The organism is Xanthomonas phaseoli pv. dieffenbachiae, from assembly GCF_008639345.1.
Lineage (GTDB): Bacteria > Pseudomonadota > Gammaproteobacteria > Xanthomonadales > Xanthomonadaceae > Xanthomonas > Xanthomonas phaseoli.
Genome location: NZ_CP041380.1, coordinates 261,862 through 274,366 on the forward strand (window position 1 = coordinate 261,862; position 12,505 = coordinate 274,366).

A 12,505-nucleotide genomic window follows, 5' to 3' on the forward strand; every position below is an offset into this window, starting at 1 on the left:
GAATGAGTTGTTAGGCCTCATCATCTGTCAGGCCTGTGCTGTGGGGAAGACCTGCAACAAAGTGCGCGAAACGCTGGTCGCGCGATGCTGCCGCCTCCTGCTCGCATACCCGAACAAAAGCTGTCCTCTCCTCCAACGATGCGCCTTGTAGTTCTGCTGCTATCCCTTCTGCAGCTGAAATCGCCGAGTCAGGATCAACGACATCATCCCCGGAAAACTCCAAAAAGACGAACGCAGCAATAAGAGCTCTGCAGAGGCTTTCCATGACGCCTAACACCTGAATTAAGCCGAGTCGCGAAGCGGATTCGGTTTGAATGAATTGTTAGGCCCCGAGACCGAGCACCTCGTGTCGATAAGCCGTTCGCTCCCCCTCACCGAGCACCACAGCGTTCTCAGGCCGCGCGCATCCGGATAACAGCAGCTTTTCATAGTAGGTGGGGTCATACATGACATTCCACGGCAGAAGGCCATGACAGGCCGATAAGAATTCTGAGAGGAGACCCGCATCGTAGTGTTTTGCGCCCAGGTAACCAGCTCCGGCAAGAGCCTGTGTCGGGTGCTTGAGCAGGTCAAGTGTTGGCTCAGATATGCCTAAGGGAATCCACTCACCTCTATTGAGGTTCTTGCGCCAAGTGGCGGTGAGTGAGATCACTCGCGAGGCATCGAGCCTGGGGATCTCGGTAGGAAGTGCTAAGAAAAGATCCAAGAAAAGTGCCAGATAGATTACGTTTGGAAACATCGGATTGCCCGCCTGTGCGAGCCCAAAAGATCCATCTACAAGCGGAACCGCGTACACCATCCCGGGTTTGTAGCTTGGCCGCCTTGGCTGCATTGACTCTGTCATTTCGGTGGGGGGCTAACGTTTGAATTAAGCCGAGTTGCGAAGCAACTTCGGCTTGAATGAGTTGTTAGGCAGTGAGTGGCCGCAAAGGTTCGACGGTGCAACCCATGTTCCCCAGCGCTGCCACCTGGACCGAGTGTGCCACAGCCTGCGAGGTGGAGCTTGCCCAGCGATGCAGCGACGCGCGATGCCACCGAAGCCAAATGCAACGAGCGCAGCACAGCAAGGACGTGAAAGGCCGAAGCACCGAGCTTGCCGCAACCCATCACGGTAATGACTGCTGCCCGGAGCCGACCGCATGCAGGCAAGAAAAATCACCGAAGCGGTAACCACCAACACATTTGCTCCACTACTGCCTAACACCGGAATTAAGCCGACCCGCGAAGCGGGTTTGGCTTGAATGAATTATTAGGCAGCAGTCTAGTCCTCATGACTATAGAAGGTATAGCCAGATGGCTTGCGGCCTAATATGCCGGCCAGAAAACAGACTGGGAAAGACTCCTCAACTGTCAGAGTCGGGGCGGAACCACAGTTGGTAGCTGCATAGGTGCCGCCAGACTGCCACTCCAACAGAACAAGGCCCTTAGCCTGCTGCTCTGCAGCTGACAGGTCTGCGGCGCGAACAAGTCTGGTAGTGAAGAACCCAACAACCGGCGTGCCGTCGAATGGTAAGTCGATTCCCCGGCCGGAAAGCATGACTTTGAAATGCTGCATTGCTTGGTCTGCTGCCTAACGGTTGAATTAAGCCGACTGGCGAAGCCAGTTCGGCTTGAATGAATTGTTAGGCTTGTCGTTTGCGCGCGGCCTTCAATCTTGCAGCGCAACCATTCAGCTTTTGGTGCGAGTAAGCGCAAGAAAGGCCAACGAAGCCACGCCCGCTATCACCAGAGACAACGGTACCCACAAGAGCATTCCCAGTCCCATGAGCCACCAAATAGCTTCGCCTGCACTTTGAGAACCAATCCCCATCGTACCTGCAGGCGCCTCGCCGCGCATGACTAGACGTGAGGCTTCCCAGTAGTGCCAGGGAAGGTAAGCCAGCGCAGCAAATAGGATGGTTGCGAAAAGCCCTCTAAGAAATCTTTCCATTTTCAGCTCGCCAACTCTTCGATTGGGCCTAACACCTGAGTTAAGCCGCGCCGCGAAGCAGTGTCGGCGTGTACGAATTGTTAGGCCACATTAGCCCGCACAGTACTGCTCTGAACTAGGAAGCTCGCCGGCTAGCCAGCACTTGCGAATCTTGTAACTTGCTCGGTTGAAAGCGCGGAGATCTTCATCGCCGGCCATAGGCCGCACTAGCTCAGTATTCCCAGTTTGCTTGTCTATTCGGGAGACACCCGTAACGTATCCCAGCTGCTCAAGACGCTTAGTGCCTATCCGCCGGTACTCCGTGCAGATGAACTCATAGTCGCACAGCTCTTCGGTCTCAGACTGCTTCCGGATGCCGATGTAATGCCGGTCGAGATAGTCCGCTGCCTGCATGGATGTACCCGAATGTGGCCTAACATCTGAGTTAAGCCGCACCGTGAAGCGGCATCGGCTTGGACGAATTTTTAGCCGCCTACTCCTGAGCGGCGAGCCCGATAGGTCTTAGGGTAGCGCGCCTTGAAGTTTGGCAATGCCGTGTAATCAATCAGACCAATTGCTTTCTCCCTCACCGTGGGTGATTGCGTTGAAAGGTGACGGGCAAAAGCCTGGTCGCCCCAATGCTCGAGCAGCGCGCTCACAGAGCAGGCATGCGCCTCTGCGCCCGCGCCAATGATACTGGATCGCTGCAAGTAGCCAAGGAAACGCGTCAGACCCTTCTCTGAACCAAACGCTGCGGATAGGCCTTGACGATAGTTGTAGTGATCGAACGCAGCAGCCTGAGGGCACAAGTCGGAGCACGCTTCCGCGTCACCTCCCGCGATCTGCAGCGCCCACTTTGAGCAGGTGCTTTGCGGCTCTGCGGCTGATGCTGCACCGGCGAGTAGAACAAGAACTACGAGTACAAAGTTGCTCTTCATGACGGCTAACACTTGAAGTAAGCCGTGCCGCGAAGCGGCATCGGCTTGAATGAATTGTTAGGGCGATGGTACGACAAGTTCCACCTCGGCGCCGATTGATTGCAGGGCATGTCGTATCGGTTGGACGAGAGCTGGGTTCTGAAGCGGTAAGTCTGTCTCTGCACCAGCAAGCACAGCTTTGACAAGTCGCTTTGCTTGCACGTGACCTAGAGAAGACGACCGACGAAGCATTGCAACCAGAATGTTGCGGGTGTGCGCGAGATCATCCGTCCAAGCTTGCGACCGGTCCCATGCTGTCACTCGCAGGATTGTCGTATTCATGGTCAGCGGCCTAACGCCTGAGTTAAGCCGCGCCGCGAAGCGGCGTCGGCTTGAATGAATGGTTAGGCCGATGTCGTAGGTGGCCGGAGTAGCGATTGAATGTACAGCGAACTAGAACCATCCCAGCCGCAGATGACGCATTGCCCCAAGATGAACTCATGTGAGCACTTGGGAGTGCCATAAAGAACATGGGCGCACTCTGGGCAAAGTGATGACATGCTCGAAGCAGTGGCGACATATCGAATCTGGCATTCATCGCATTCCTTCGAATCTCTGTCCATTGTTGCCTAACGCCTGAATTAAGCCGACCGCGAAGCGGGTTCGGCTTGAATGAATTGTTAGGCCTCAGCAGGAGATGCCCAGCTGCTGCCTGCCAGCAAATGCTGTGGAATTGTAGCGATGACCGCATCTGGACCCTCTACATCCCAGGAGATGACACAGCAACCGCAGCCATCTGGCTCTGGCACAAAGGCGAGTGATGGAGTACGCGCAGCAAGCCACGCCTCGGCGGCCTCTAGGTAACCCTCACGGTCAAGCAGAGCGCAAATTGTCGCCCGGATTGTTTTCATAAGGCCTAACACCTGAATTAAGCCGACCCGCGAAGCGGGTTCGGCTTGTATGAATTGTTAGGCCCGCTGGATCTCACCGCCAGAAACAGAGGTAATGAAATCTGCCGTCTGCCGACAAAGTGATTGATCCGAAGAGCGGACCACGAGAACCAAAGGGTCACTGGAAAGTGGATCAATGTCTACCCTTTGCTCCGGACTGCTGCGCAAGCACAAGGTTAGCTCCGTCCAATGACGATCCTCTGGGGTAGCGCTGTCACCGTCTGAGTCGATATCGCAACCTACGCCCCACAGGTGCTCCGCAACTTGAAAGTAAGGTGGCCGAGGGCCCGGTGCGATGATTTGCAGTGAGTAGTCCATTGCTGTTTGGCAGATCTCTGGGGAGTTTTTTGCGGGCCTAACACCTGAGTTGAGCCGCGACGCGAAGCGGCGTCGGCTTGAATGAACTGTTAGGCCTACGGCCCGTGAGAAACAAACTGCAAAGGCTCTCTCTGCAAAGACCATTCTGGCATATAGACGCGGCCGAACGGCTCGGCCAGCAGCATGACACCAGACTCCTCAACGCCGATTGACTGCATCTCCGACTGCGTAACAACGATCAGCTCGATGGTACCGGGTGTCTGGCCGCTCTCCAACAACACGGAGTCTCCGATCTTCATGGCTGTTCCGTCTGAGTAGGTAAACACCTGCCTTCCCTCCGCGGCCTAAGACCTGAGTTAAGCCGCGCTGCGTAGTGGAGGCAAAAGACTGGCAGGCTTTCTCTGCCAGACTTTTGCCGCAACGAAGCAGCGTCGGCTTGGACGAATTGTTAGGCGCCAACTAGTAGAACGCCCCGGCGAGCCAGAGCTAGCACCACGGTGATTACCGCTGCCAAAGAGGGTAACCCGACTGCAAACAAGAACCCCAGCGGATCTACTCGGCGGTGTGGGCCAGGCAACGCGGTTCTGGAGATCGGGTAGCCAGTGCCTAGTTGCACTGCGACTACCACCACGCAGAGAGCCACAAACAACAAATCTCCGAAGTCCTGGGCCAGGCCAAGGGCGGCTAGGCCAACCACAGCCAAGATACTTGCGGCGGCCACACCAATAAACAGCTTTGTTGGGGGAGCCGGCTGACTATCCATTGGTGCCTAACAACTATCGGACCACCGAAATGCGGTGTTGCGGGGAGTATCTTCGATTGCTGGCGCTTTGTGAACGGGGAAATCCTAGCCGGGGTTACGGGATTGCACGATGGCAAACGGCCGCGACCATACGGATACTTTCAGTGTTATCCAGCAAGGACGCAGGCGTATGAGATACACCCCCAAAAACAACGGCGTAACAGCACCTCCACCACTTCGGCTACTCGATCAGGTGCGAGACCGCCTGCGGATTCGGCACTACAGCCTACGCACCGAGCAGGCGTATGTCAGTTGGATACGGCGCTTCATCCTGGCCGGCGGCAAGCGCCATCCGGCGCAGATGGGGCAGGCGGAAGTCGAGGTGTTCCTGACGCGGCTGGCCACTGATGGCCGGGTGTCTGCGGGCACCCAGAACTAGGCGTTGGCTGCGCTGTTGTTTCTTTACCGCGAAGTGCTGCGCATCGAGTTGCCGTGGATGGAAAACCTGGTGCGCGCCAAGCTGCCCAGGCGGATTCCGGTAGTGCTTTCGCGCGAGGAGGTTGCACGTTTACTGGCGGTGCTGGAAGGGCCGTGCTGGCTGATGGCCAGCCTGCTGTTGATGGAATGCCTGCGCCTGCGCATCAAGGACGTGGATGCCGCGCGTGGCGAGATCGTGGTGCGCGATGGCAAGGGCGGCAAAGACCGCCGGGTGCCGTTGCCGCACAGCCTGCGAGAGGCGCTACAGCGGCAACGCGAACGCGCACTGTTGGTGCATGCGGCGGATCTGGCGGCCGGTGCCGGTCGGGTCTTCTTGCCGCACGCGTTGGCGCGCAAGTATCCCAATGCCGACATTGAGCCGGGGTGGCAATATCTGTTCCCGTCTGTGCGCCGGTCGCAGGATCCGCGCAGCGGCCGGCCTGGCCGGCACCATGTCTCTGAAGAAATTCTGCAGCGTGCGGTGCAGTCGGCACGGCAGCAGGCTGGCATCGTCAAGCCGGCGACCTGCCACACCTTGCGGCATTCGTTCGCCACCCATCTGCTGGAGGCCGGCCACGATATCCGCACCGTACAGGAACTGCTGGGGCACAAGGACGTGAGCACCACGCAGATCTACACGCATGTGCTGGGACGCGGTGCGTCGGCGGTTTGCAGCCCCTTGGATGGGCTCGGCCTCATGGGCAGCGATGGGTGAGGCGGCTTTGCCGGCGGTGGTGCGTCCGCTCTTGGGTCGCAGGTGCTGCTCCGCTGCCGATGTGCTGCATGCAGACGGAACTATCAGCCGACGCTAGTGCAGTCGGCCGAATGTCTCAACCATCCAGCAACGCCTTATCCCGTACCGCACCCTTATCCGCACTGGTGGCCAGCAACGCATACGCCTTCAGTGCAGTAGTGACCTTGCGTGGGCGCACTTCCACCGGCTTCCAGCCTTTGGCATCTTGCGCTGCGCGCCGCAGCGCAAGTTCCTCGTCGGAGATCATGAGGTTGATTGAACGCTGGGGAATGTCGATCAGGATCCTGTCGCCGTCGCGCACCAAGCCAATCGCGCCGCCTGCGGCAGCTTCCGGTGAGGCGTGGCCGATCGACAGGCCCGAGGTGCCGCCGGAGAAGCGGCCGTCGGTGAGCAGGGCGCATTGCTTGCCCAGGCCCTTGGATTTGAGATAGCTGGTGGGGTAGAGCATTTCCTGCATGCCGGGGCCGCCTTTAGGGCCCTCGTAGCGGATCACCACCACATCCCCGGCAACCACCTCGTCGGCAAGAATGCCCTTGACTGCTGCGTCCTGGCTCTCGTACACGCGGGCATTGCCTTCGAAGACGTGGATGGATTCGTCCACGCCGGCAGTTTTCACCACGCAGCCGTCGCGCGCGATATTGCCGTACAGCACGGCCAGGCCGCCTTCCTGCGAGAACGCGTGCGCGACATCGCGGATGCAGCCGTCGCTACGGTCGGTATCCAGGCTGTCCCAGCGCGTGGCCTGGCTGAAGGCGATCTGGGTGGGAATGCCGGCCGGGCCAGCCTTGTAGAACGTGTGTACTACTTCATCGTCGGTCTGGGTGATATCCCATTGCGCGATGGCTTCGGCCAGCGTGCGTGCGTGCACGGTGGCCGCATGTGTATGCAGCAGGCCGCCGCGCGCGAGCTCACCGAGAATGGCCATGATGCCGCCGGCACGATGCACGTCTTCGATGTGGTACTTGGGCGTGTTCGGCGCGACCTTGCACAGCTGCGGCACGCGTTTGGACAGGCGGTCGATATCCTGCATGCCGAAGGCAACCTCGGCTTCCTGCGCGGCAGCGAGCAGGTGCAGGATGGTATTGGTCGAGCCACCCATGGCGATGTCCAGCGTCATCGCATTTTCGAAGGCTTCAAAGGTGGCGATGCCGCGTGGCAGGGCGGTGGGGTCTTCGCCGCCATACCAACGGTGGCACAGTTCCACCGCCACGCGTCCGGCACGCAGGAACAGCTGCTCGCGGTCGGCGTGCGTGGCGACAACCGTGCCGTTGCCGGGCAGCGACAGGCCCAGCGCTTCGGTCAGGCAGTTCATCGAGTTGGCGGTGAACATGCCCGAGCACGAGCCGCAGGTGGGGCAGGCGCTGCGCTCGAATTCGGCCACCTTTTCGTCGGAGGCGCTGTCGTCGGCGGCGATCACCATCGCATCGATCAAGTCGAGCTTGTGCTCGGCCAGCTTGGTCTTGCCGGCTTCCATCGGGCCGCCGGAGACGAACACGGTGGGGATATTGAGCCGCAGCGCGGCCATCAACATGCCGGGGGTAATCTTGTCGCAATTGGAAATGCACACCAGCGCGTCGGCGCAATGCGCATTGACCATGTATTCGACCGAGTCGGCAATGATCTCGCGGCTGGGCAACGAATACAGCATGCCGTCATGGCCCATCGCGATGCCATCGTCCACGGCGATGGTGTCGAACTCCTTGGCCACGCCGCCGACGCGTTCGATCTCGCGCGCGACCAGCTGCCCGAGATCCTTCAGGTGCACATGCCCGGGCACGAACTGCGTGAACGAGTTGGCGATAGCGATGATGGGCTTGTGGAAGTCGCCATCCTTCATGCCGGTGGCACGCCACAGGGCGCGGGCGCCGGCCATGTTACGGCCGTGGGTAGAGGTTTTGGAACGGTACTCGGGCATGGCGAATTCGACGGCTGATTGGCGAGCGGTGGCTGGCAATTAGAGCGCGTCGTGACTGTTGCTGCTGCAACCGTCACCGCACGCGCAGGTCCGCACGGTAGCACGCACGCCGGTGTGCACTCGAAGTGCAGCGGCGGGCGCTGCCGGCATGCCGTGCAGTTGCCGCTCATCGGTCATCGCCTTGCAGCCCGCACATGCGCGGCGCCGTTGGCCTGTCATGTAATGCGATGTAAACGTATGCGTCCGGGCATGCAGTGGCGGGAGTGCGAACCGGCGCGCAGATCCGGGCGCCGGGGCGCAGCCACCATCGACAGGGACCGCTGCGGCCGAGGGGAGCTGTGCCGGCGAGGATCTTTTCAACGGCACCGCAGGAGGCGCCCCGATGTCCGACCATCCATCTCCACGCCGCGCACTCACGGCATCATCCCATTCCACTGCGCCACCGGTCGCTGGCGGCATCAGCCGCCGGCGTGTGCTGCAAGGCGCGGCCGGCGCCGCCGTCGTGGCCGCCACCGGCTGGGCAGGCCGTGCAGCCGCGCAAAGCGCCAGCCTGCCGTTCGCTGGCCTCAACCTGTCCGGCCTGGCCTCCAATAGCTATGTGGAGAACGCCGAGATCGGCACGCATTACCGCGCCATCACTGCCCAGCATGTGGCTGCGGCAGGGCGCTGCCCGCTCTTCCGCCTGCCGACCACCGCCGCGCGCTTCACGCGTGGGCAGGGCGCGCCGTTGAACGAGAGCTACTGCACGCAGGTGCAGGACGCGCTGGACAACATCGCTGCGCGCGGCAAGCGCGCCATCGTGGAGTTGCACGATTACATGCGGCTGCCGCAGCGGGTGGCGGCCAAGAGCGGGTATCGACGCGATGCCAGCGGTGCAGTGGTCGACGCGCGCGGCAACCGCGTCGGCGATCTGGCGGCGGCCGGGCTGTGGGCCGACACCTACCCGCTGCGCAACTTCAATTACGTGGGCTATCTGGACAGTCGCGATCAGCTGCTCAAGCTCTACGAATACCGGGTGATCGGCACGCCGGGGTGCACGCTCTACAACGACGCCGGCTTGCCGGATCTGTGGGCGCGCATCGTCAACCGGTTCAAGCAGCACCCGGCGGTGTTCGGCTGGGGCGTCATGAACGAGCCGTACCAGGGCGCCGAGCGCAATGCCGATGGCAGCGTGCTGTCGATGGCCGCACATTGGCAGAAGACCGCCACCGCCTGCTCCAAGGCCATCATCGACCGCGATCGAAACCATTTCGTGTTCGTGTGCGGCAACGGCTATGCCAGCGCCCGGCGCTGGCAGGACGATTCGATGGACCTGTTCGACATCCCGGACCCGTACGATCGCATCGTGTACGAGGCGCACAACTATCTCGACAGCAACGGCAGCGGGGGCGGCAACTGGATCGGGTCCGGTGGACGCAACGAGGTGATCCAGCCGGACACCGGCATCGACATGGTCAACCCTTTTATCGAAGCGCTGCAGCAGGCAGGCAAGCGCGGTTACCTGGGCGAGCACGGCTATCCGGCCGGCAACCGCAGCGCGGAGGTCGCCACCACGCGCATGCTGGCGCATCTGCAGGCCTTCAACATTCCCAGCACGCAATGGTGCTTCGGCCCCGGGTGGCCGGATGACGACGTGCTGGGCATGAGCCGCGACGTGGGTGCGGACATCCAGGCCAAGTCCAACCTGGCTGCCGTGCAGGCGTTCTTCGACGTGCGCCTGTCCAGCTACATTCCGCCCCGCTAGCGGGTATCGCCGCCGCTGCCGGGAGGTGGCGGCGGTTTACACTGCGGCATGCACATGGACATTCCCTGCCGCGCCGGCTGCGCGGCCTGCTGTATCGCCCCCTCCATCAGTTCGGCCATTCCCGGCATGCCGCATGGCAAGCCGGCGGGGGTGCCGTGCGTGCAACTGGACGGGCAGGGGCGCTGCCGCCTGTTCGGCCTGCCGACGCGGCCAGCGGTCTGCACCAGCCTGCGTCCGTCCCAGGACATGTGCGGTGCATCGCGCGCCCAGGCGCTGGCCATGCTGACGGCACTGGAGCACGCCACGCAGCCGTAGCCGCGCACACGCCCGGTACCGTCACGCACGCGCCAGACGCACTGCCTGTGCTGCGGCTCAGCCGGCGGGTGAGGCGCCCAGGTATTGATCCTTGAGCCGCACGTAATGCTGCGCGGAGTAATGCAGGCTTTCGATTTCCTTGTCGCTGAGCGTGCGCGCCAGGCGTGCAGGATTGCCCAGCCACAGCTCGGCCTCGCCAACCACCTTGCCCGGGCCCACCACCGCACCGGCCCCGACAAAGCCATAACGTTTGACCGTTGCACCATCGAGCACGCAGGCGCCCATGCCGATCAGGCACAGGTCCTCGATGGTGCAGGCGTGCAGGATGGTGCCGTGACCGACGGTGACGTCCTCGCCGATCACGGTGGGGTAGCCGGCCTTGTTGAACGGGCTGTGGTGACTGACGTGGATGATGGTGCCGTCCTGCACGTTGGTGCGCGCGCCGATCTGCACATGATTGACGTCGCCGCGAATCACGGTGCCCGGCCAGACCGAGACGTCATCGCCCAGGCTCACCTTGCCGATGATGGTGCAGGCAGGATCGACGTAAACGCGGGCACCCAGCTGCGGGGTGTGGTCCAGGAAGGAACGAATCGGGGTCACGGCATCTCCGTCAAGTCAGCGTGCCGCCCACTGCGGACACGCCGCGGATGATACCTGCGCTGCGGTTGCTGCTGCGGCAGCGCGCCGCGCTGCAGTAACCAACGCACGAATGCACTGCGTGCAAGGTCGTTGGCAGACGTGGCCGGGTCGGTCGATGTGCAATGGGTCGTGTCGCGTCGCCAGAGATTCCAACGCCGCGAACGGCAAGCCACGCGATGCATGCGAAGACATCGCAGCGCGGGCCAAGCGCATCTACGCATTTCCGATACGCGCACAGCGCTGCGGTCATCGGCCTTGAACCGGCTGTGCAATCGGCTAGCGTGCGCAGGCGGTCGCAACACATCGCGCATCGGTGATTGCATGCATCGTGGCGCCGCCGCGCCGCCGCGCCGCCGGTCTCGCACACTGCGTCGTTCAACGGCGCCTGCAGCGCCTTCGAACCAACCCTCTCTCATCACAGGACATGCCAATGCCTCAGCACACTGCATCGTTCGGGCATTTCGCGCTGGAGCGCATGACGCCGTTTCAGTGGAGGGCCGTCGCGGTATGCGTGTTGCTGACGATGCTCGACGGCTTCGACGTGATGGCGATGGCGTTCACCGCACCGCATGTGTCGGCGGACTGGCAGCTGTCGGGCAAGCAGCTGGGCATGCTGTTCAGCGCGGGCCTGATCGGCATGGCGCTTGGCGCGCTTGGGTTGGCGCCGCTGGCCGACCGCATCGGCCGTCGCGCGCTGACGCTGGCGTGTCTGGCCATCCTGACCGTCGGCATGGGCTTGTCCGCGCTGGCCAGCACTGCATGGCAGCTCGGAGCGCTGCGGCTTCTGACCGGTCTGGGCATCGGCGGCATGTTGGCCTGCGTTGCGGTCACGGCAGGGGAGTTTTCCAGCCCCCGTTGGCGCAACACCGCCATCGTGCTGCAGGTGACCGGCTACCCGGTCGGTGCCACGCTGGGGGGCACGATTGCCGAACTGTTGATGCAGCAGTGGTCGTGGCCGGCGGTGTTCGTGCTCGGGGCGGTGGCATCGTTGCTGTGCGTGCCGTTGGTGCTTGCATTCCTGCCCGAGTCGCTGGAGTTCCTGATCATGCGCCGGCCACCCGATGCCGTCGCGCGCTTCAACGCCGTGCTGGCGCGGATGGGAATGCCGCCGCACGACGCATTGCCGCCGCTACCGCCGCAGTCAGCCACGCAGGTACAAGGTTATCGGGCCCTGTTTGATGCTGCCATGCGGCGGCACACGCTGCTGATCGCGCTTGGTTTTTTCTCGCTGATGTTCGCGTTTTACTTCGTGATCAGCTGGACGCCGAAACTGCTGGTGACCGCTGGCGCGTCGGCCACGCAGGGCGTCACGGGCGGGGTGCTGTTGAATCTTGGTGGCATCGGCGGCGGCTTGCTGTTCAGTGGCTTGGCATCGTGCGTGCGGCTGTCGCGCCTGACCATCGGGTCCCTGTTGCTGATGGGCCTGGCGATGCTGGCCTCCGGCCTGTGCAGTACGCAGTTGAGCTGGGCGCTCGCCTTCGCCCTGCTTACCGGGGCCGCGATGTTCGCGGCGGTGGGCGGCATGTACGCCATCGTGCCGATCGTCTTCGACGCTGCGGTGCGCTCGACTGCGCTGGGCTGGGCGATCGGGGTGGGGCGCTTCGGGGCGATCCTGTCGCCGTTCTGTGCCGGGGTACTGTTGGACGCCGGATGGTCGCCGGCCATGTTGTATCTGGCCTGTAGCCTGCCGTTGCTGTTCGCCGCCGTCGCCGTGCTGGCGATGCGGTTGCCGAACCGCTGAGCAACCCGGGAACAGCCGTGTCCGGCATCACATCCTGACCCTGCGTAGACCCGCCGCGGGCCAAAGAAATCGTGCCAGGTG

General features: G+C 62.1%; 11 protein-coding genes and 1 pseudogene. 4 read left to right on the top strand and 8 right to left on the bottom strand.

Going from position 1 to position 12,505, the window contains the following annotated elements; genetic code table 11:
• Nucleotides 1-10 precede the first annotated feature (10 nt).
• From FLG15_RS01185 to FLG15_RS01225, 5 genes are all read right to left on the bottom strand, one after another.
• The gene (locus FLG15_RS01185; protein ID WP_139790890.1) at nt 11-265 is read right to left on the bottom strand and encodes a hypothetical protein; all 255 of its coding nucleotides are present in this window, start codon (nt 263-265) and stop codon (nt 11-13) included.
• A gap of 57 nt (nt 266-322) precedes the next feature.
• Nucleotides 323-799, bottom strand: coding sequence for a hypothetical protein (locus FLG15_RS01190; RefSeq protein WP_057679487.1), 477 nt, complete (start codon nt 797-799; stop codon nt 323-325).
• 462 nt (nt 800-1,261) lie between these two features.
• Nucleotides 1,262-1,555, bottom strand: coding sequence for a hypothetical protein (locus FLG15_RS01200; RefSeq protein ID WP_150145390.1), 294 nt, complete (start codon nt 1,553-1,555; stop codon nt 1,262-1,264).
• Between the two features lie 839 nt (nt 1,556-2,394).
• Nucleotides 2,395-2,847: a hypothetical protein gene (locus FLG15_RS01205; RefSeq protein WP_139790945.1), complete on the bottom strand. Its 453-nt coding sequence runs from the start codon at nt 2,845-2,847 to the stop codon at nt 2,395-2,397.
• Nucleotides 2,848-4,189: 1,342 nt separating this feature from the next.
• Nucleotides 4,190-4,393 (bottom strand): hypothetical protein, encoded by a 204-nt coding sequence (locus FLG15_RS01225; protein ID WP_057678538.1) that lies wholly within the window; start codon nt 4,391-4,393, stop codon nt 4,190-4,192.
• 633 nt (nt 4,394-5,026) lie between these two features.
• Here FLG15_RS01225 and FLG15_RS01230 point away from each other — a divergent pair.
• A pseudogene (locus FLG15_RS01230) lies at nt 5,027-6,028 on the top strand (integron integrase).
• A gap of 115 nt (nt 6,029-6,143) precedes the next feature.
• Here the strand turns inward: FLG15_RS01230 and ilvD are convergent.
• Nucleotides 6,144-7,982: a dihydroxy-acid dehydratase gene (ilvD, locus tag FLG15_RS01235; RefSeq protein WP_057678537.1), complete on the bottom strand. Its 1,839-nt coding sequence runs from the start codon at nt 7,980-7,982 to the stop codon at nt 6,144-6,146.
• Nucleotides 7,983-8,364: 382 nt separating this feature from the next.
• Here ilvD and FLG15_RS01240 point away from each other — a divergent pair, with 382 nt between their 5' ends.
• Together FLG15_RS01240 and FLG15_RS01245 are read left to right on the top strand one after the other, a co-directional pair.
• Nucleotides 8,365-9,726: a glycoside hydrolase family 5 protein gene (locus tag FLG15_RS01240; RefSeq protein ID WP_150145393.1), complete on the top strand. Its 1,362-nt coding sequence runs from the start codon at nt 8,365-8,367 to the stop codon at nt 9,724-9,726.
• A 126-nt stretch (nt 9,727-9,852) separates the two neighbouring features.
• Nucleotides 9,853-10,041, top strand: a complete 189-nt coding sequence (locus tag FLG15_RS01245; RefSeq protein WP_031420773.1) for a hypothetical protein — start codon at nt 9,853-9,855, stop codon at nt 10,039-10,041.
• Nucleotides 10,042-10,098: 57 nt separating this feature from the next.
• Here FLG15_RS01245 and FLG15_RS01250 read toward each other — a convergent pair whose 3' ends face one another.
• Together FLG15_RS01250 and FLG15_RS01255 are read right to left on the bottom strand one after the other, a co-directional pair.
• Nucleotides 10,099-10,644, bottom strand: coding sequence for a gamma carbonic anhydrase family protein (locus tag FLG15_RS01250; RefSeq protein ID WP_017156452.1), 546 nt, complete (start codon nt 10,642-10,644; stop codon nt 10,099-10,101).
• Nucleotides 10,641-10,865, bottom strand: coding sequence for a hypothetical protein (locus FLG15_RS01255; protein ID WP_057678535.1), 225 nt, complete (start codon nt 10,863-10,865; stop codon nt 10,641-10,643). The genes FLG15_RS01250 and FLG15_RS01255 overlap by 4 nt, the downstream gene beginning before the upstream one ends.
• Before the next feature lie 248 nt (nt 10,866-11,113).
• Here FLG15_RS01255 and FLG15_RS01260 point away from each other — a divergent pair, with 248 nt between their 5' ends.
• On the top strand, nt 11,114-12,424 hold the full coding sequence (locus tag FLG15_RS01260; RefSeq protein WP_057678534.1) for an MFS transporter: 1,311 nt from the start codon (nt 11,114-11,116) through the stop codon (nt 12,422-12,424).
• The last annotated feature ends 81 nt before the right edge of the window (nt 12,425-12,505 follow it).

Coding starts and splice junctions, on each gene's coding strand:
- FLG15_RS01260 (WP_057678534.1), top strand. CDS start 11,114: ATGCCTCAGCACACTGCATCGTTCGGGCATTTCGCGCTGGAGCGCATG.
- FLG15_RS01245 (WP_031420773.1), top strand. CDS start 9,853: ATGCCGCATGGCAAGCCGGCGGGGGTGCCGTGCGTGCAACTGGACGGG.
- FLG15_RS01190 (WP_057679487.1), bottom strand. CDS start 799: ATGGTGTACGCGGTTCCGCTTGTAGATGGATCTTTTGGGCTCGCACAG.
- FLG15_RS01255 (WP_057678535.1), bottom strand. CDS start 10,865: ATGCATCGCGTGGCTTGCCGTTCGCGGCGTTGGAATCTCTGGCGACGC.
- FLG15_RS01205 (WP_139790945.1), bottom strand. CDS start 2,847: ATGAAGAGCAACTTTGTACTCGTAGTTCTTGTTCTACTCGCCGGTGCA.
- FLG15_RS01240 (WP_150145393.1), top strand. CDS start 8,365: ATGTCCGACCATCCATCTCCACGCCGCGCACTCACGGCATCATCCCAT.
- FLG15_RS01185 (WP_139790890.1), bottom strand. CDS start 265: ATGGAAAGCCTCTGCAGAGCTCTTATTGCTGCGTTCGTCTTTTTGGAG.
- FLG15_RS01225 (WP_057678538.1), bottom strand. CDS start 4,393: ATGAAGATCGGAGACTCCGTGTTGTTGGAGAGCGGCCAGACACCCGGT.
- FLG15_RS01200 (WP_150145390.1), bottom strand. CDS start 1,555: ATGCAGCATTTCAAAGTCATGCTTTCCGGCCGGGGAATCGACTTACCA.
- ilvD (WP_057678537.1), bottom strand. CDS start 7,982: ATGCCCGAGTACCGTTCCAAAACCTCTACCCACGGCCGTAACATGGCC.